Here is an 18,287-nt window from a genome sequence, read left to right on the forward strand (position 1 = left end):
CGTCGCCCGCCCGCGGCCGCGCCGCTGCGGCGCAGGGAGGGTGTTGCCGGATGTTGGACAGGCGTCTCTTGGACCTGGTGCCTGGGGCCCTGCGCCACGTGCTCCTCGCCGTGGGGCTCAAGTGGGTCTCACTTGCCTGCGACGTGGTGCTGGTGTGGGCGCTGGCGCCCGTGCTGGCGGGGCTCGTGGGGGCTTCCACCCAGGGGTTCGTCCCCGCCTTGGCAGTGGGGCTTCTCTCCTGCGCCGTCAAGGCGGTGGCGACGCGGCTCGAGGCCGACCAGTGCTTCGAAGCCTCCTCGGACGTGAGGCGCGTGCTGAGGCAGCGCATCTTCGAGAAGCTCCTCAGGGTCGGTCCCGGCTACACGCGCGACGTTCCCACGGCGGAGCTGGTGCAGCTCTCGGTCGAGGGCACGGAGCAGCTCGAGACCTACTTCGGCAGCTACCTGCCCCAGCTCCTCTACTCGGTGCTGGCGCCGCTGACCCTCTTCCTCGTCCTCAGGGGGACCTCGCTGGCGGCGTCCCTCGTGCTCCTGGCGTGCGTGCCCCTGATTCCCGTGGCCATCGTCCTGGTGCAGAAGGTCGCCAAGCGCATCCTGGCGAGCTACTGGGACGAGTACGCGACCCTGGGTGACTCCTTCCTCGAGAACCTCCAGGGCCTCACCACCCTCAAGATCTACCAGGCGGACGCGGCCCGGCACGAGGCCATGAACGAGGAGTCCGAGCGCTTCCGCGTCGTCACGATGAAGGTCCTGCGCATGCAGCTCAACTCGATCATCGTGATGGACGTCGTGGCCCTGGGCGGGGCCGCGGCGGGCATGGCGGTGGCGCTCTGGCAGCTCGCGGAGGGTGGGGTCGACCTCGCGGGCTGCATCTCCGTCGTGCTCCTCTCCGCCGACTTCTTCCTGCCCATGCGTATGCTGGGCTCGTACTTCCACGTGGCCATGAACGGGATGGCGGCGGCGGACAAGATCTTTCGGGTCCTCGACCTCCCCGAGGGCGATGGGGAGGGGGGCGAGAGGATCGTCCCCGGCGACCACCTGTCCGTCTCGCACCTGAGCTTCTCCTATCCCGGCGGCCAGGAGGTGCTGCACGAGGTGAGCCTGGACGTGCCTGCCGTGGGCGTCACGGCGCTGGTGGGCGAGTCGGGCTCGGGCAAGTCCACCGTGGCGGCGCTCCTCGCGGGCAGGGAGTCGGGCTGGGAGGGCCAGCTGCTGTTGGGGGGCAAGCCCCTCGAGAGCTTCTCCCGCGCCGACCTCGCCCGCTACGTGACCACCGTTCCCAGCGCGGCCCACCTCTTCCGCGGCAGCGTGCGCGAGAACCTCCTCATGGCCAGGCCCGACGCGAGCGACGGGGAGCTCTGGGACGCCCTGGGCTCGGTCTCGCTCGCAGGCTACCTCAGGACGCAGCAGGGGCTCGACACGGTCGTGGAGCAGGAGGGGCAGAACCTCTCGGGCGGGCAGAGGCAGCGGCTCGCCCTGGCCCGGGCACTCCTGCACGAGTCGTCCGTGCTCGTGCTGGACGAGGCCACGAGCAACGTGGACGTGGAGAGCGAGGACGCGATCATGGCGGCGGTGCGCGAGGTCGCGCGCTACAAGGCGGTCGTGCTCATCTCGCACAGGCTTGCCAACGTGGTCGACGCGCCCAGGGTCTACGTGCTGGAGGAGGGTCGCGTGGTGGGCTCGGGAAGCCATGAGGAGCTGCTCCGGGGCTGCGAGGCCTACGGGAGGCTCTGGGGGAGCCAGAGGGAGCTCGAGGGCTACGCCGGGGCGGGCGCCCCGGCCGAGGTCGAGGGGACTGGTGCGGATGAGGACGAGTAGGTTCCGGGTCATGGGGAGGATGCTGGCGCTCACCCGTCCTCTCGCCGGCGTGATGGTCGTGGCGGTGGCATGCGGGGTTGCGGGCTTCTGCTGCGCCACCTTCCTTCCTGCCCTCGCGGCCTGGGCAGCCGTCTCCGTCGCTCGCGGCAGCCTGGGGGCGGAGGGCCTGCCTGCGGTGTTCTGCGCCCTCGCCGCCTTGGCGGTCCTGCGCGGGGTGCTCCACTACGCCGAGCAGAGCTGCAACCACTACATCGCCTTCCGCCTCCTCGCGCACGTCCGCGACCTCGTCTTCGGGAAGCTCAGGGAGCTTGCGCCGGCCCGCCTCGCGGGGAGCGACCGTGGCGACCTCGTCTCGACCCTCACTGCGGACGTGGAGCTGCTCGAGGTCTTCTTCGCCCATACCGTGTCGCCCGTGTGCATCGCGGCCGTGATGTCGGGCATCATGGTCGCCTTCCTCGGCCGTTATGACCTGCGTCTGGGCATGGTCGCCCTCGTGGGGTACCTGGTGGTNGCTGGCGCGCCTGGGCACCGCCCTGCAGGCCACGCTCGCCGCGGGCAGCCGCGTCCTTGACCTCCTGGACGAGGAGCCCCAGGTCGAGGAGGTCACCGATGGCGCGCAGGTAGGCTTCGACGGTGCGGAGCTGAGGGGCGTGAGCTTCTCCTACGAGGGCGAGAGGGTCCTGAGCGACGTGTCGCTCGAGCTTCCGCGGGGGAGCGTCGTGGGCGTCGTGGGCAAGAGCGGGTCCGGCAAGTCGACCCTCTGCCGTCTGCTCATGCGCTTCTGGGATCCCGACCGCGGCAGCATACTGGTGTCTGGGGAGAGGATCGACTCCCTGGACACCGGCTGCCTGCGCTCGCTCGAGGCCCTGGTGGAGCAGGACACCCAGCTCTTCCACGACAGCATCCGGGACAACCTGCTCATAGCCCGTCCCGACGCGACCCAGGAGGAGCTCGAGGAGGCCTGCCGCGCGGCGTCCGTCCACGACTTCGTCACGAGCCTGCCCCAGGGCTACGACAGCATGGTGGGCGAGCTGGGGGACACGCTCTCGGGCGGAGAGAGGCAGCGCCTGGGCCTGGCCCGGGCCTTCCTGCACGACGCCCCCCTCCTGATCTTGGACGAGCCCACGAGCAACCTGGACTCCCTCAACGAGGGCACCATCCTGCGCAGCCTCGACCGACAGCGCGGCAAGAGGACGGTGCTCCTGGTGAGCCACCGCGCCAGCACCATGTCGCTGGCCGACGCGAGCTTCTCCATGGACGACGGACGCGTAAGCTAGGGTGGGCACGCGGCCCCGTCATGGCAGGACGGGTCGGCGGGGCCCCGGAAGGGAGGGCGCATGGCGTCCGTCGATGGCTTCATAGGCGTCTTCGACTCCGGCGTGGGCGGGATCAGCGTCCTGCGCGAGCTCGTGGGCCTCCTGCCGCACGAGGACTTCGTGTTCTTCGGCGACTCCGCGCACAACCCCTACGGCGAGAGGGGCGTGGGGGAGCTCAGGGAGCTCTCTGGGGGCATCGTGGACTCCTTCCTGGCAGAGGGCGCGAAGGCGGTGGTCATCGCCTGCAACACCGCCACCAGCGCGGCCGCCGCCCAACTTCGGCTCGAGCACCCCAGCCTGCCCATCGTGGGGGTGGAGCCCGCGCTCAAGCCCGCCACCGAGCACGACCCACACGACCGCATCCTCGTCATGGCCACCCCGGTAACCCTGAGGCTTGACAAGTTCCACCGCCTCGCCCGCGAGTTCGGCTCGGGCTCCGAGGTCATCGCCGTCCCCTGCGTGGGGCTCGCGCATCGCATCGAGCAGGGCGACCTGGACGCCCCCGACCTGCTCGAGCTCATCGAAGGCCTGGTGGGGGAGTATGCCGGTGCGGTGGACTCCGTGGTCCTGGGCTGCACCCACTACCCCTTCGTCGCCCGCCAGATCCGTCAGGTGCTGGGTGACGTGCCCCTCTTCGACGGCGGCGCGGGGACCGCGCGCAGGCTGCGCTCGCTCCTGTCCGAGGCCTCGCTTCTCTCGCCCTCGAAGGGGAAGGGCAGGGTGGAGCTCCGCTCGAGCCTGAGGGGGCCGGGCGTCCTGGAGCGCTACGAGGAGTTCTTCCGCATGAAGGCCTAGCCCCCCGCGCGAACGGGGACAGAAGCTCCTGTTAAAGTCTGGTCGTCTGGTCGGCCATCCCCCAACCTAGCCTCCGCGTGAACGGGGCCGGAAGGACGCTCGCGAGCCCGCCATTGACGGGCCGGCGGTCGTGGTGCCGCGGAAAAGAGGTGCCCGGCTAGGCGCGGGGCTTGCCCCAGAAGAAGAGGGCGACGGTGCCCGGGCCGGTGTGGCAGCTGATGGTGGCTCCTATGTCGAAGTGGAGCACCCTGCCGTCCATTTGGGGGAACTCGGCCTCGATGCGGTCCGAGACGGTCCTGGCGTCGTCCAGGCAGGCGGAGTTGCTGATGAAGACGCGCTTGTCGTAGCCGTCGCCACCCTGCGCGAGCTCGTGCATGAGCTGCACCACGCGCCTCTGCGCCCGGCCCTTGGTGCGTATCTTCTCCACCACCGCGAGCGAGCCGTCCGCCTCCACGTCCATGACGGGGCAGATCTTGAGCAGGCCACCCACGAGCCCCGCCGCCTTGGAGATGCGCCCGCCCCTGATGAAGAAGGTCAGGTCGAACGAGAAGAACCAGTGCTGGACCTCGAGGCGGTGCTCCAGGGCCCAGGCGGCGAGCTCCTCGATCCCCATGCCGCCCTCGCGGAGTTCCGCGAGGCGGTCCATGAGCAGTCCGTATCCTGCCGAGGCGGCAAGGGAGTCGACGACCACGAGCCTGCGCTCGGGGAACTCGGACGCGAGCTGGTCGCGGGCGGCACAGGCGGAGCCATAGGTGCCCGATATCCCGGACGAGAGGGTCAGGTGCAGCACGTCCCTCCCCGCCTCGAGGAAGGGACGCCAGAACTCGATGTAGTCGCCGACGGGGACCTGCGAGGTGGTCACGTCCGCGCCGGAGAGCATCCGCTCGAAGAGCTCGGCGGGGGCGTGCGTGCGACCGAAGTCGTCCTTGCACCAGACGCCGTCGACCTGGTAGTTGAAGTACACGCACTCGATGTCGCGCGCGTGGAGGAAGTCCTCCGTCACGTCGGCGGTCGAGCAGCAGCTCAGTACGTAGTCATGCATCGCATCCTCCTGATGGGACGTGGCCGTGGCTTGGTCTGGTGCTTGCCCGTGCGGGCGAGAGGCGCCTTCCCCGGCGCCTTCGGACTCCTCGCTAGAAGACGCCCAGGAAGCCGTGGACGAAGAGGGCTGCGGCGACGGCACCCACGAAGGGGGCGATGCCCGGGACGAGAAGCCCGTAGCGCCAGTTGTTGTCCACCTTCCCCTTGATGGGGAGGAGCTGGTAGGCGAGGCGGGGACCCAGGTCGCGGGCCTGGTTCATGGCAAAGCCCGTGATGCCGCCCATGCCCATGCCCACGGCCCAGACGATGAGGCCCACGGCGATGGCGAGCATGATCACGTTCTCGCCCGCGCGGCTGGCGGCGGCGAGGATGGCGCTGATGAAGACGAAGGTGCAGAGCGCCTCGCAGGCGAAGTCGCGCGGGAGGTTCTGGATTACGGGGTTGGTGGAGAAGATGTTGCGCTGCGCCGTGGCGTCGATGACGCCCTCGGAGGCACGGAAGTCGTCCGCGTACATGAACCAGGCGACGACGGCCCCCAGGAAGGCTCCGAGCATCTGGGCGACGACGTAGGGCACGAACATCCCCCAGGGGACCAGCCCCAGGATGCACTGGGCGAGGGTCATGGCGGGGTTCATGCAGACCGAGCCGCCGAAGACGAAGAGGCAGACCGAGATGCCGAAGGACCAGGTGGTGATGGCGAACATGTGCCCCGATCCCTGGTACTTGGTGCCTTTGAGCACGGTGTCGCAGTGCACGCCGACGCCGAAGACGATCATGAGGGCCGTGCTCGCGAACTCTGCCAGGACTGCGTGGGGCATGGGGGCCTCCTTGTGTCGGCCATCTGGGCTTGGGCTCCCACCATCTTAGCAGGCCCCGAGCCTCGTCCCGCCCGCCCCGGCGCATCCTGCCGGACGGGCATGGAGAAGGGGCCGCCGCCCGAAGGCGACGACCCCTGGTCAGAACTTGTGGCTGGTGAGGGCGCCTACTTGGCGAGGGCCTCCTCGACCGCGACGGCGCAGGCCACGGTGCAGCCTACCATCGGGTTGTTGCCCATGCCGATGAGGCCCATCATGTCCACGTGCGCGGGGACGGAGGAGGAGCCGGCGAACTGGGCGCTGGAGTGCATGCGGCCCATGGTGTCGGTCATGCCGTAGGAGGCGGGGCCGGCGGCCATGTTGTCCGGGTGCAGGGTGCGGCCGGTGCCGCCGCCGGAGGCCACGGAGAAGTACTTCTTGCCCGCGAGCGTGCGCTCCTTGAAGTAGGTGCCCGCGACGGGGTGCTGGAAGCGCGTGGGGTTGGTGGAGTTGCCGGTGATGGAGATGTCGACGTTCTCGTGCCACATGATGGCGACGCCCTCGCGGACGTCGTCGGCGCCGTAGCAGTTGACCTTGGCGCGCGGGCCGTCGGAGTAGGGGATGGTCTCGACGACCTTGAGCTCGCCGGTGAAGTAGTCGAACTGGGTCTTCACGTAGGTGAAGCCGTTGATGCGGGCGATGATCTGGGCGGCGTCCTTGCCGAGGCCGTTCAGGATGACGCGCAGGGGCTTCTTGCGGGCCTTGTTGGCGTTGTTGGCGATGCCGATGGCGCCCTCGGCGGCGGCGAAGGACTCGTGGCCGGCCAGGAAGGCGAAGCACTCGGTGTCCTCGCCCAGGAGCATGGCGCCGAGGTTGCCGTGGCCCAGGCCGACCTTGCGGTCCTCGGCGACGGAGCCGGGGACGCAGAAGGCCTGCAGGCCCTCGCCGATGGCCGCGGCGGCCTCAGAGGCGGTCTTGCAGCCCTTCTTCACGGCGATAGCGCAGCCCAGGGTGTAGGCCCACTTGGCGTTCTCGAACGCGATGGACTGGATGCCCGTGGTGATGTCATACGGGTTAAAGCCGAGGTCGGTGCAGATCTTCAGGGCCTCGTCGAGGTCGGCGATGCCATACTGCTCACAGGCCTTGGTGATCTTGTCGATGCGGCGCTCGTAGCCTTCGAACGTAACTGCCACTATGCTCAGCTCCTCTCTCTACTCTTCGCGGGGGTCGATGACCTTGGCCGGGCTGTCCCACTGGCCGTAGCGGCCGATGGCGTCGTCGACGGCCTGCTTGGGGTCGACGCCCTTCTTGATGGCGTCGGTGAACTTGCCGAGGTTGAGGTACTCGAAGCCGATGATCTCGTCCTTCTCGTTGAGGGCGAGGTGGGTCACGTAGCCCTGGGCGAGCTCGAGGTAGCGGGCGCCCTTGGCCTTGGTGCCGTAGGTGGTGCCCACCATGGAGCGCAGACCCTTGCCGAGGTCGTCGAGGCCGGCGCCGACGGGCAGGCCGCCCTCGGAGAACGCGGTCTGGCTGCGGCCGTAGACGATCTGCAGGAAGAGCTCGCGCATGGCGACGTTGATGGCGTCGCAGACGAGGTCGGTGTTCAGGGCCTCGAGGATGGTCTTGCCGGGGAGGATCTCGGCGGCCATGGCGGCGGAGTGGGTCATGCCCGAGCAGCCGATGGTCTCGACGAGCGCCTCCTCGATGACGCCCTCCTTGACGTTGAGGCTCAGCTTGCAGGCACCCTGCTGGGGTGCGCACCAGCCGATGCCGTGCGTGTAGCCGGAGATGTCCTTGATCTCCTTGGCCTGGACCCACTTGCCCTCCTCGGGGATGGGTGCAGGACCGTGGTACGCGCCCTTGGCGACGGGGCACATCCCTTCCACTTCTGCGGAATACTGCATGATTCTCCTCTCCACCACGTATGGCGCCCTGGTTCCNTCGCCGCCCGCTTCTTCCTGGCGGGGGCGATCCTCGCCGCCGTCTTCTGGGGGCGCCTGCGCGACAACCTCGACGGTAGCCACCTCGCCGCCGGCCTCATGGTGGGCCTGCCCGAGGGTCTCGCCTTCCTGATACAGAACGTCGGCCTCACCGACACGACCCCTGGCAGGAACGCCCTTCTCACCGCCACCTACTGCGTGATGGTCCCCTTCGTCGACTGGCTGGTCCAGAGGCGGCGTCCCGGCGCGAACAACCTGGTCGCCGCCTTCATGTGCCTGGTGGGGGTGGGTCTCGTCTCGCTTCGGGGGGACCTCTCGCCCTGGCTTTCCGGGGGAGACTGGCTCACCCTCCTCTCGGCGCTCTTCTTCGCGCTCAACATCGTCGCGGTGGGCCGCTACGGCAGCGCCCACGACAGCGTGACCCTCACCATCGTCATGTTCTTCGTGAGCTCGGCGGTGAGCCTCGCCTACGCGCTCGCCCGCGAGCCCCTGCCGCACGCGCTCGACCTGGGGGTCGACTTCTGGCTGCAGCTCGCCTATCTGGTCGTCCTGGCCTCGGTCGTGGCTCTCCTCATACAGAACGTCGCCCAGAAGAAGGTGGACCCTTCGCGCGCCGCCCTGCTCCTCTCGCTCGAGAGCGTCTTCGCCATGCTCTTTAGCGTGCTCCTCTACGGCGAGCCCCTCACGCCCCAGCTGGCGCTGGGCTTCGCGCTGGTCTTCTCCGCCGTGCTGGTGAGCGAGCTCGCCGGCGGCAGGGGCAAGGGGCGCGCGTAGGCGGAGGCGGTGCGCCCCCTGTGGCGTCTCGTCGGGTCCCGTTCCCGTAGTTATCCCGTTCCCGTAGTTATGGTGGGCTTTGGCCTCGTCTGCCCGCCTGGCGCCCTCCGATGGGCTACGCTGGTTCGCTACCGTTCGCCCGTCCGGCGGCGCGGCGAGCGCAACCCGTGAGGAGGCCCCGTGATTTCCGAGATCGCCCTGAGCCGTGCCTGCAGGCCCGCCATCCTTGGCAGGGGCCGTATCATCGCGCATCGCTCGGGGTCCATCGGCCGGAGGTCCTGCGACTATGACGGGGCCCTCACCAGGCTGTCGGGCAGGGTTGCGTCGTCGTCGGGCTACGCCGACCACTACGACGCGCGCATCGCCTTCGACGAGGCGGCCGACCGCGTCACCTCCTACTCCTGCACCTGCCCCGCCTCGGACCGCTACCCCGGCCCCTGCAAGCACAGCATCGCCCTCGCCCTCGACTACAACGCCAGCCCCGAGTCGTACGAGGGTCACAGCCGCACCATGCACGCCAGCACCTCGTCCGTCCTGGGCGAGCTCCTCGACCGCAGCGAGGCGGCGCGCCACGTGGTGGTGGGCGGCCAGACGCCGGAGCGCCCGGGCGGCGTCCGGCTTCTGCCCACGCTGGTGCGCGACCGCGACCTCTTCCTGCGCCTTCGCATAGGGGGCTCGCATGGCTCCTACGTGGTGCGGAGCATCTCGGGCCTGGTCCAGGCCGTGCAGGGGGAGGAGTTCTTCGAGTACGGCAAGAGGCTCGCCTTCGTGCACGAGCAGCGCATGTTCGACCTGCCCTCCCGCGAGCTCCTGCGCTTCCTCTCGCGTGCGGTGCAGAACCGGAGGGCCTTCTCGTCGGAGCGCCTTGGCGGCAGGGTCTTCGGCGTGTCGGGCGCCTCGGGATCGTCTGCGGGGCGGGAGCTCAGGCTGTCCGGCCCGGAGGCCGACGAGCTTCTCGAGCTCATGCTGGGGAGCGAGCTGGAGCTCGAGAGCGTGCCCGCCCTGGCCCGCAGGCCAGCGTCGACCCGGCGCGTCGTGGTGCGCGACGGGGAGCCCCGCCTACGCTTGGCCGTACGCCCCGCCGGCGACGACTCCTACGAGCTTGAGCGCCAGGGGTCGGCGGAGTTCTTCTCCACCGACGAGCACCTCTATGCCGTGGAGGGGGACACCCTCTGGCGCTGCCCGGCCCGCCTCGAGCGCGTGGCGCCCTTCCTCACCGGGGTCTTCGGGAGCCCGCTTCCCCAGCTGCTCCTCTCCGCCGCCGACGCACCGCGCTTCGCGGCGAACCTCCTGCCCAAGCTCGAGCGAGCCATGGACGTGGAGCTGCCCGAGTCACTGGACGAGCTGCGACCGCTGCCCTGCCAGGTCGAGTTCTACTTCGACTACGACAGGGAGGGCGTGAGCTGCGACGTCCAGGCGGCCTATGGCGAGCGCCGCCACCACGTGCTCGCCTACGAGCTGGGGTCCGTCGTGGAGCCTGGGCGTGACCTCGAGGCCGAGGTCGGCGCCCGTCAGCTCGCCCTGCGCTATCTGTCGGGGCGCAAGGGGGAGGGGCTCGCCCGCATACCCGCCCGCTCCGATGATGCCATTGCCCGCCTGCTCTTCTCTGGCCTCGCGGAGTTCGCCGCGATNGCGCGACGGGGAGCCCCGCCTACGCTTGGCCGTACGCCCCGCCGGCGACGACTCCTACGAGCTTGAGCGCCAGGGGTCGGCGGAGTTCTTCTCCACCGACGAGCACCTCTATGCCGTGGAGGGGGACACCCTCTGGCGCTGCCCGGCCCGCCTCGAGCGCGTGGCGCCCTTCCTCACCGGGGTCTTCGGGAGCCCGCTTCCCCAGCTGCTCCTCTCCGCCGCCGACGCACCGCGCTTCGCGGCGAACCTCCTGCCCAAGCTCGAGCGAGCCATGGACGTGGAGCTGCCCGAGTCACTGGACGAGCTGCGACCGCTGCCCTGCCAGGTCGAGTTCTACTTCGACTACGACAGGGAGGGCGTGAGCTGCGACGTCCAGGCGGCCTATGGCGAGCGCCGCCACCACGTGCTCGCCTACGAGCTGGGGTCCGTCGTGGAGCCTGGGCGTGACCTCGAGGCCGAGGTCGGCGCCCGTCAGCTCGCCCTGCGCTANGGCCAGACGCCGGAGCGCCCGGGCGGCGTCCGGCTTCTGCCCACGCTGGTGCGCGACCGCGACCTCTTCCTGCGCCTTCGCATAGGGGGCTCGCATGGCTCCTACGTGGTGCGGAGCATCTCGGGCCTGGTCCAGGCCGTGCAGGGGGAGGAGTTCTTCGAGTACGGCAAGAGGCTCGCCTTCGTGCACGAGCAGCGCATGTTCGACCTGCCCTCCCGCGAGCTCCTGCGCTTCCTCTCGCGTGCGGTGCAGAACCGGAGGGCCTTCTCGTCGGAGCGCCTTGGCGGCAGGGTCTTCGGCGTGTCGGGCGCCTCGGGATCGTCTGCGGGGCGGGAGCTCAGGCTGTCCGGCCCGGAGGCCGACGAGCTTCTCGAGCTCATGCTGGGGAGCGAGCTGGAGCTCGAGAGCGTGCCCGCCCTGGCCCGCAGGCCAGCGTCGACCCGGCGCGTCGTGGTGCGCGACGGGGAGCCCCGCCTACGCTTGGCCGTACGCCCCGCCGGCGACGACTCCTACGAGCTTGAGCGCCAGGGGTCGGCGGAGTTCTTCTCCACCGACGAGCACCTCTATGCCGTGGAGGGGGACACCCTCTGGCGCTGCCCGGCCCGCCTCGAGCGCGTGGCGCCCTTCCTCACCGGGGTCTTCGGGAGCCCGCTTCCCCAGCTGCTCCTCTCCGCCGCCGACGCACCGCGCTTCGCGGCGAACCTCCTGCCCAAGCTCGAGCGAGCCATGGACGTGGAGCTGCCCGAGTCACTGGACGAGCTGCGACCGCTGCCCTGCCAGGTCGAGTTCTACTTCGACTACGACAGGGAGGGCGTGAGCTGCGACGTCCAGGCGGCCTATGGCGAGCGCCGCCACCACGTGCTCGCCTACGAGCTGGGGTCCGTCGTGGAGCCTGGGCGTGACCTCGAGGCCGAGGTCGGCGCCCGTCAGCTCGCCCTGCGCTATCTGTCGGGGCGCAAGGGGGAGGGGCTCGCCCGCATACCCGCCCGCTCCGATGATGCCATTGCCCGCCTGCTCTTCTCTGGCCTCGCGGAGTTCGCCGCGATGGGCCGGGTGCTCACGACGCCCGAGTTCGACCGCCTGGCGAGCGACGCCAGGCCCCGGGTGCGCCTGGGCCTCTCCGTGAGGTCCAACCTCATCGACCTCAGCGTGTCCGCCGACGACCTGCCGCTCTCGGAGCTCCATGCCCTGCTCGGGAGCTACCGCCGACGCAAGCGCTTCCACCGCCTCAGGGACGGTTCCTTCGTTGACCTCTCGGGCCTCGACCTGGACGAGGCGGAGCGCCTCGCCGACGAGCTCGGGCTTGGCTCGCGGGAGCTTGCCAGCGGGCATGCCCGGATTCCCTCCTACAAGCTCGCCCTCCTCGACACCCTGGTCTCTGACGACGAGAAGGACGAGTCGTTCAGGGAGTTCCTGCGCGACTTCCGCTCGCACGACCCGGCGGACTACGAGCCGCCCGCGTCGCTCGCCGGCCTGCTCAGGCCTTATCAGGCCGAGGGCTTCGGCTGGCTGAGCGCCCTCTGCGACATGGGCTTCGGCGGGATCCTCGCCGACGAGATGGGACTGGGCAAGTCCCTGCAGCTCATCTCGCTCCTGCTCGCCCGCCGCGGCAGGGGCCTCACCCTGATCGTGTGCCCGGCCTCCCTGGTCTACAACTGGCAGGCCGAGTTCGAGAAGTTCGCCCCGCAGCTGGACGTGGCGGTGGTCGCGGGCACGGCGACGGAGCGAGACCGCGTCCGCAGGGAGCCGGGCCACGAGGTGCTCGTCACCTCCTACGACCTCTTGCGGCGGGACGTGGAGGCCTGGATGGCCATGCCGCTGTGGTGCGAGGTGCTGGACGAGGCGCAGTACGTCAAGAACCACGAGACTCTCGCCGCCCGCGCGGTCAAGGCGCTCGACGCGCGCCACCGCTTCGCCCTCACCGGCACGCCCATAGAGAACCGGCTCTCGGAGCTCTGGAGCATCTTCGACTTCCTGATGCCGGGGCTCCTGGGCTCCTATGACCGCTTCCGCGACCGCTACGAGCAGCCCATCGTGGAGGGTGACGAGGAGGTCGCCCAGAGGCTGCGCGCCGCCGTGGGCCCCTTCGTGCTCCGCCGCCTCAAGCGAGAGGTCCTGCACGACCTGCCCGAGAAGCTCGAGCAGGTGGTCTACGCCCGGATGGAGGGAGAGCAGAGGAGCCTCTACTCCGCCAGCGAGCAGGCACTGCGGCTCTCGCTCACGAAGCAGAGCGACGACGGCTTCGACTCGGGCAAGCTCCAGGTCCTGGCGGAGCTCACCCGCCTGAGGCAGATCTGCTGCGACCCGCGCCTCCTCTTCGAGGACTACGACGGCCCCTCCTGCAAGCTGGACGCGGTGCTCGAGCTGGTGCAGAGCGCCGTGGACTCGGGGTCCAAGATGCTCGTCTTCTCGCAGTTCACGAGCTATCTCGCCCTCATCGCGCACGAGCTGGACGAACGTGGGCACCCCTACTACACCATCACGGGGGCGACGCCCAAGAAGAGGCGCCTCGAGCTGGTGAACGCCTTCAACGAGGACCAGACGCCGGTGTTCCTGATCTCGCTCAAGGCTGGCGGCACGGGCCTCAACCTGACGGGCGCCTCCATCGTGGTGCACGCCGATCCCTGGTGGAACGCGGCTGCCCAGGACCAGGCGACCGACCGTGCCCACCGCATCGGGCAGACCCGCGACGTCATGGTCTACAAGGTCATCGTGCGCGACAGCATCGAGGACCGTATCCTGGCGCTCCAGGAGGCGAAGAGCGACCTTGCGGAGCAGGTCGTGGGCTCGGGGGAGGGCATGAGCCTCGCCTCGCTCAGGCGAGAGGATCTGCTCAAGCTGCTCGGGGACTAGGCCTCGGGCGCGGGCGACCGTGCGTTGTTCGTCCGCGCCGCGACCACGTCGATCGCGTGCGTTGTGCTCTCGACTACGTCCAGCGCGTGCGTCTTGCTCTCGACTACGTCCAACGCGCGCGTTGTGCTCCCGACTACGTCCGGCGCGCGCGTTGTGCTCCCGACTACGTCCGGCGCGCGCATCTGCGTCGCGACTACGTCCAGCGCGCGCATCTGCGTCGCGACTACGTCCAGTGCGTGCGTTGTACTCTCGACTACGTCGATCGCGTTTTTTCTCCGCCGCTCAACTGGGCAAACGTAGAGGCATCAGACGCGTTGGACGTATTGGCGCACACGGCTGACGCGTTTGACGTGCTCGAGCTGGCGAGAGACGCGTTCGACGTAACGGAGCTGGCGAGAGGCGCGACGAGCGTCGGCGTGAGGTGAAGAGCGACCGCCAGCGCTCTCGGCCGTCGCCCGTTGCACTATTGTGGGCGGGCACGGTACGCATGCGCGCGCGGGGGAGGCTCCACGGTGTTTCTCATTGGTGCTATCGCAAACGGTCTCGAGGCCTTCGTGGGCGGGCTCATAGGCCTGGCGTTCAAGAGCCGGGTCTCGGACGAGCTCGGGGACTTCCTCCTCAAGGGACAGGGCCTCTGCGTGGTGCTCGTGGGGGTCCAGGGCATGGCGCAGGGCGGCAGCGTCATCGTGGCGACCCTCTCGCTTGCCCTGGGCTGCCTCTTGGGCTTCTGGTTGGACATCGACCGCCAGGTCACGCGTCTGGGCTCCTGGGCGCAGCGACGCATCAACGCGGCCTTCGAAGGCAGCGAGCGCCTGGGCAGCTTCTCCGAGGGCTTCGTGTCGGCCACGCTCTTCACCTGCACGGGGGCGATGGCGATCATGGGCTCGCTCCAGAGCGGAATCCAGCTCGACCACGCGACTCTGGTGTCAAAGGGCGTCATCGACCTGGTGGTGTGCATCCCCTTCGCGGCTACGATGGGCATCGGCGTGCCCTTCTGCGGGGTGAGCCTGATTGTCTACGAGGGCGTGCTGAGCGCGCTCGCGGCCGTGCTGGGAGGACTGCTCTCCTCCGAGGTCGTGGCCGAGGTGGCGCTCGCGGGGTCGGTGCTGCTCTTCGCGGTGGGGATCAACCTGCTCAAGCTGACCGACCTCAAGGTGGCCAACATGCTCCCGTCCGCCTTCATGCCCATCCTGCTCGTGCCGCCCATGCAGGCGCTAGGACTGCTTTAGGCGGCTCTGGAAGTCGTCCGCGCGCCCGAGAAGTCGTCCGCTCGCCCTAAAGAAGTTGGCTGCGCAGTTTTGCGAGGGCAAACTACGCAGCCAACGATGCGTTTGGTCGTGCAACATGCAAGACCCCAGGATTCGGCGCGTTAGATGCGGACTCTGGAAGGGGAGAAGTCCGCAGCTAACCCCACGGGGGACGCAGCCAATCCCACGGAGGAGAAGTTCGCAGCCAACTTTGCAGCTGCCCGCGCCCGCTGGAGCCAACTGTTCCAGCCGCCCGCGTCCGTTGGAGCCGCCTGCCCCAATCGCCCGCTGGAGCCTCTGACCGCCACGCCCCTTCCCCGCGACGACCCACGTGCTAGATCCCACGTGCTAGATCGTGGAGCCGAACCACTTCTGCTCGATCTGGTCCTGCGTCCCGTCTGACTGCAGCTCGACAAGGGCATCGTTGATCGCCTGGGTGAGCTTGGGGTTGTCCTTGCTCACGACGATGCCGTACTGCTCGCCGGTCGGGATTTGGCCGCCGTCGGGGATGACCAGGTCTGCGTAGGCGCTGCTGATCTCGTAGCTTGCGACGGGCAGGTCGCAGACGGAAGCGGCGTAGAGGCCGGTCTGGATGCCGGTCAGGCACTGGATGATGTCGTCCAAAGGGACGATGGTGGCGTTGGGGAGGTTCTCGCGCGACCATGCCTCGCCGGTGGTGCCGGATTGCACGGCAATCTGGGTCCCGGAGGCGTTGAGGGCGTCCGCCGTCGTGGCGGCGCTGCCCTGCTTGACGACGATGGCCTGGTTGGAGTCCAGGTAGGGGTCGCTGAAGTCGATCTCTTGCAGGCGCTTGTCGGTGATGGTGACGGCACCCAGGGACACGTCGGCCTTGCCGCCCTGCTTGATGGTGGGGACGATGGTGTCGAACTGCACCGTGGGCAGGATGTTGGGCTCGAGCCCGAGCTTCTCGCACACCGCCTTGTAGAGGTCGACGTCGAAGCCCTCGTAGTCGCCCGTGTCGGCGTTCATCGAGACGAAGGGCGGGAAGTAGAAGTTGCTGATCATCGTGAGCTTCCCGGGCTCGACGAGGGTGTAGCCCGCCTCCGTCGCGGATCCCGCCGTGCCGCCGGCGGAGCCCCCTCCCTGCGCGCGGAGGAGGGGACGCCCTGCAGGAAGTCTCCCACCAGCTGGGCGGGCGCCACGTACGCGCCGCCTCCCGCCGAAAATGCCGCTCGCTCGCACTGGCGCTGGAGTCCCACGCCGGCGAGGACGTCGTCCCCGGGCAGGTCCTCGGGGAAGACGTTGGCGAGGAGCCCCGAGTTCGCGTTGGTGCCCGCGCGGTCCGAGAGGCTCATGCCGTTGGTCACCACGCCGCCCGGCTCGCTCGCGGCGGCAACGACGTATCCGCCGGGACACATGCAGAACGAGAAGGCGCTGCGCCCGGAGTCCAGGTGGGCGACCAGCTTGTAGGGGGCGGCGCCCAGGGCGGGGTGCCCCGCAAAGGGGCCATACTGGGCGCGGTCGACGAGGGCCTGCGGGTGCTCGATACGCATGCCCATGGCGAAGGTCTTGCGCTCCAGCCTGACGCCGGAGTCGCGCAGGAGCTCGAAGACGTCGCGGGCGGAGTGTCCGCAGGCCAGGACCACGTCGGTGGCGGGAACGCGCTCCTCGACGAGGATGCCCCCCGCACGCTCCTCCTCGAGCGTGACGCCGCTGACGCGTCCCCCGGCAAGGGAGAGTCCCACCATCCTGCTGCCGAAGCGGACCTCCCCGCCCAGATCGCGGATGCGCTGGCAGACGTTGGTGACCACCGTGGGCAGCACGTCGCTGCCCACGTGGGGCTTGGCGTCCCAGAGGATCTGACGCGACGCGCCTGCGTCCACGAGGGTCTGGAGGATGAGGCGGTGCGCGGGGCTCTTCGTGCCCGTTCCCAGCTTTCCGTCGGAGAAGGTCCCGGCGCCGCCCAGGCCGAACTGGACGTTGCTCGAGGGGTCCAGCTCGCCGGTGCGATTGAAGCGCTCGATGTCGGCGCTGCGCCGCCGTGCGTCCCGGCCGCGCTCCACGAGCAGGGGCTCGAGCCCGGCCTCGGCCAGCGAGAGCGCGCAGAAGAGTCCGGCACAGCCCGCCCCGACGACCACGGGACGCCGGACGGGAGCGGTGCCCAGGTGGGCCGGCCAGGCGAGCCGATCCTCCTCGACCTGGCGGAGCTGCCGCAGGACGGGGGAGTGGCGGCGCCTGAGCCTGCGCAGGAGCTCGGCTTCCGCGTTGGCCCNGACCAGCACCACCAGACCGACGTTTGCCTGTGAGGCACCCAGCTCGCGCATGGAGTCCCTCACCGACTCGTGCCACCTCTCGGTCTTCCTCTGCTCCTCGGGGCTTGCGGCCGAGCGGTCGACCCTGACCTCCCGCATCTTGAGCCACCCCCCATTCACGCGAACCGTTCTCGCTTGGGGTTGGTCTACCCACGGCAACACCCCGACGATGGGATTTCGCTCCAAAAGGAGGCAAACCCTCCGCAGGTGGCGATGGGGGAGGCGGGAGAGAACCCTGGGACGTAGGGGGTCCCTCTCCGTCGCCCTACGCCAGGCTCCCCACCAGCGCCTCGGCCACGCGCAGTCCGTCCGTGGCCGCGCTCATGATGCCGCCCGCATAGCCCGCGCCCTCGCNGGACGTCCGACTTCTTGCGCGCATCCACCGAGCGCTTGCGCGGCTGGACAGCCGCGAGGTCGTCGGGCGTCAGGTGCAATCGACGGAGGACGGCGCGCCTCAGGGCAAGCTCCTCCGGGCGCTCGCTGCCGTCCAGCTGGTCCAGGGGTATGCGGATGCCAGAGAGCTCGAGCACGCTAGCCTGCCTTCCTCGCGGCCTCCGCCGCGGACCTGCCAGCGACGAGGCCGCTCTTCCACGCCCACGAGAGGTTGAGGCCTCCGCAGTCGCCGTCCACGTCCAGGGCCTCCCCGCAGGCGAGGAGGCTGGGGTACGTCTCGCACCGCAGGCTCTGCGGGTCGAACTGCCTGTTCTGGAGCCCTCCCTGGCAGACCTGCGCGCCCTTCTGGGCAACGAGTCCGGTGATGCGCAGGGGGAGCTGCTTGGTCAGGTGGACGAGCCAGTCCACGTCGTCGTCGCGCGGTGCGGGGCCCAGCTGGGGCGCGCCGGGGTCCCAGCGCTCGCGTGCGAGCCGCTCGAGCAGCCGTGCGACCTCGGGGTCCAGCACGCCGTCGAGGCAGCCCGGCTCGGGGTCCATGCCCACGATCTGGCGGAGCTCCGACACGCCGTGGTCCGGCACGAGGTCGACGAGGGCCCAGTCGCCGGGACGGGCGCGCCTCGAGAGGTCGAAGGTCACGATGCCCGAGATTCCGTAGTCCCTGAAGAGGAGCTCGCCCCGCTCGTGCCAGCAGGGGAGGAGGTCGTCGTCGCGCACGAGGCTCAGGTCCACCTGGGCGCGCCTCCCGTCGAGCAGCGACAGGGGGGAGTCCTCGCAGGCCACGGGGCAGAGGGCGGGCGAGAGGGGCCTGCGTTCCAGCCCCAGGTCGTCGGTCAGTGCGCCACCGCCCACGGAGTTGGTCCCGCCCGTGGCGAGGACGACCGTCTGGGCGCGAAGCTCGCCCCGGCGCCCGGCGTCCCAGCGC

General features: G+C 69.7%; 14 protein-coding genes and 1 pseudogene. 7 read left to right on the forward strand and 8 right to left on the reverse strand.

All coding sequences use genetic code 11. The annotated features are described in order from the left end of the window. Positions 1-50 precede the first annotated feature (50 nt). The 3 genes from BQ7388_RS04340 to murI all read left to right on the forward strand — a co-directional run bounded on the left by BQ7388_RS04340 (position 51) and on the right by murI (position 3,928). Positions 51-1,817 carry an ABC transporter ATP-binding protein/permease gene (locus BQ7388_RS04340; protein ID WP_072499860.1) on the forward strand — a complete coding sequence of 589 codons (1,767 nt, stop codon included), beginning with the start codon at positions 51-53 and terminating at the stop codon, positions 1,815-1,817. 464 nt (positions 1,818-2,281) lie between these two features. After that, a complete protein-coding gene (locus BQ7388_RS13330; protein ID WP_327196094.1) occupies positions 2,282-3,094 on the forward strand; it encodes an ABC transporter ATP-binding protein in 813 nt (270 codons plus the stop codon). 60 nt (positions 3,095-3,154) lie between these two features. Beyond that, positions 3,155-3,928, forward strand: a complete 774-nt coding sequence (gene murI / locus BQ7388_RS04350; protein WP_072499861.1) for a glutamate racemase — start codon at positions 3,155-3,157, stop codon at positions 3,926-3,928. Between the two features lie 157 nt (positions 3,929-4,085). Here the strand turns inward: murI and BQ7388_RS04355 are convergent, their stop codons facing one another. From BQ7388_RS04355 to BQ7388_RS04370, 4 genes are all read right to left on the reverse strand, one after another. Beyond that, on the reverse strand, positions 4,086-4,970 hold the full coding sequence (locus BQ7388_RS04355; RefSeq protein ID WP_072499862.1) for a DegV family protein: 885 nt from the start codon (positions 4,968-4,970) through the stop codon (positions 4,086-4,088). A 91-nt stretch (positions 4,971-5,061) separates the two neighbouring features. Then, complete coding sequence (gene larD / locus BQ7388_RS04360; RefSeq protein WP_062529864.1) at positions 5,062-5,787, reverse strand: D/L-lactic acid transporter LarD; 726 nt, start codon at positions 5,785-5,787, stop codon at positions 5,062-5,064. 164 nt (positions 5,788-5,951) lie between these two features. After that, entirely contained in the window at positions 5,952-6,956 is a 1,005-nt protein-coding gene (locus BQ7388_RS04365) for a GGGtGRT protein (protein ID WP_009279611.1), read from the reverse strand. Between the two features lie 18 nt (positions 6,957-6,974). Beyond that, positions 6,975-7,667 (reverse strand): iron-sulfur cluster assembly scaffold protein, encoded by a 693-nt coding sequence (locus BQ7388_RS04370; protein ID WP_009279610.1) that lies wholly within the window; start codon positions 7,665-7,667, stop codon positions 6,975-6,977. Here BQ7388_RS04370 and BQ7388_RS11885 point away from each other — a divergent pair. The 3 genes from BQ7388_RS11885 (at position 7,611) to BQ7388_RS04390 (ending at position 13,452) form a co-directional block, all read left to right on the forward strand. Beyond that, the gene (locus BQ7388_RS11885; RefSeq protein WP_159430787.1) at positions 7,611-8,477 is read left to right on the forward strand and encodes a DMT family transporter; all 867 of its coding nucleotides are present in this window, start codon (positions 7,611-7,613) and stop codon (positions 8,475-8,477) included. The genes BQ7388_RS04370 and BQ7388_RS11885 overlap by 57 nt on opposite strands. A 180-nt stretch (positions 8,478-8,657) precedes the next feature. Further along, complete coding sequence (locus BQ7388_RS04385; protein ID WP_234946834.1) at positions 8,658-10,175, forward strand: SNF2 helicase associated domain-containing protein; 1,518 nt, start codon at positions 8,658-8,660, stop codon at positions 10,173-10,175. Then, entirely contained in the window at positions 10,060-13,452 is a 3,393-nt protein-coding gene (locus BQ7388_RS04390; RefSeq protein WP_072499863.1) for a DEAD/DEAH box helicase, read from the forward strand. Before BQ7388_RS04385 ends, BQ7388_RS04390 begins: the two co-directional genes overlap by 116 nt. Here BQ7388_RS04390 and BQ7388_RS04395 read toward each other — a convergent pair. After that, positions 13,449-13,664, reverse strand: coding sequence for a hypothetical protein (locus BQ7388_RS04395; RefSeq protein WP_072499864.1), 216 nt, complete (start codon positions 13,662-13,664; stop codon positions 13,449-13,451). The genes BQ7388_RS04390 and BQ7388_RS04395 overlap by 4 nt on opposite strands. Before the next feature lie 300 nt (positions 13,665-13,964). Between BQ7388_RS04395 and BQ7388_RS04400 the strand changes: the two genes are divergently transcribed. Then, the gene (locus BQ7388_RS04400; protein WP_062529868.1) at positions 13,965-14,681 is read left to right on the forward strand and encodes a DUF554 domain-containing protein; all 717 of its coding nucleotides are present in this window, start codon (positions 13,965-13,967) and stop codon (positions 14,679-14,681) included. A 366-nt stretch (positions 14,682-15,047) separates the two neighbouring features. On the opposite strand, the gene BQ7388_RS04405 is transcribed toward BQ7388_RS04400, so the two are convergent. From BQ7388_RS04405 to BQ7388_RS04415, 3 genes and pseudogenes are all read right to left on the reverse strand, one after another. Continuing rightward, a complete protein-coding gene (locus BQ7388_RS04405; RefSeq protein WP_234946836.1) occupies positions 15,048-15,725 on the reverse strand; it encodes an ABC transporter substrate-binding protein in 678 nt (225 codons plus the stop codon). Positions 15,726-15,778: 53 nt separating this feature from the next. Next, positions 15,779-16,930: pseudogene (locus tag BQ7388_RS04410) on the reverse strand (NAD(P)/FAD-dependent oxidoreductase); the annotation flags it as partial. Positions 16,931-17,503: 573 nt separating this feature from the next. Next, a partial coding sequence (locus tag BQ7388_RS04415; protein WP_200781426.1) for an NAD(P)/FAD-dependent oxidoreductase occupies positions 17,504-18,287 on the reverse strand: 784 nt, incomplete at its 5' end.

Source organism: Olsenella phocaeensis (assembly GCF_900120385.1).
GTDB classification, from domain to species: Bacteria; Actinomycetota; Coriobacteriia; order Coriobacteriales; family Atopobiaceae; genus Olsenella_I; species Olsenella_I phocaeensis.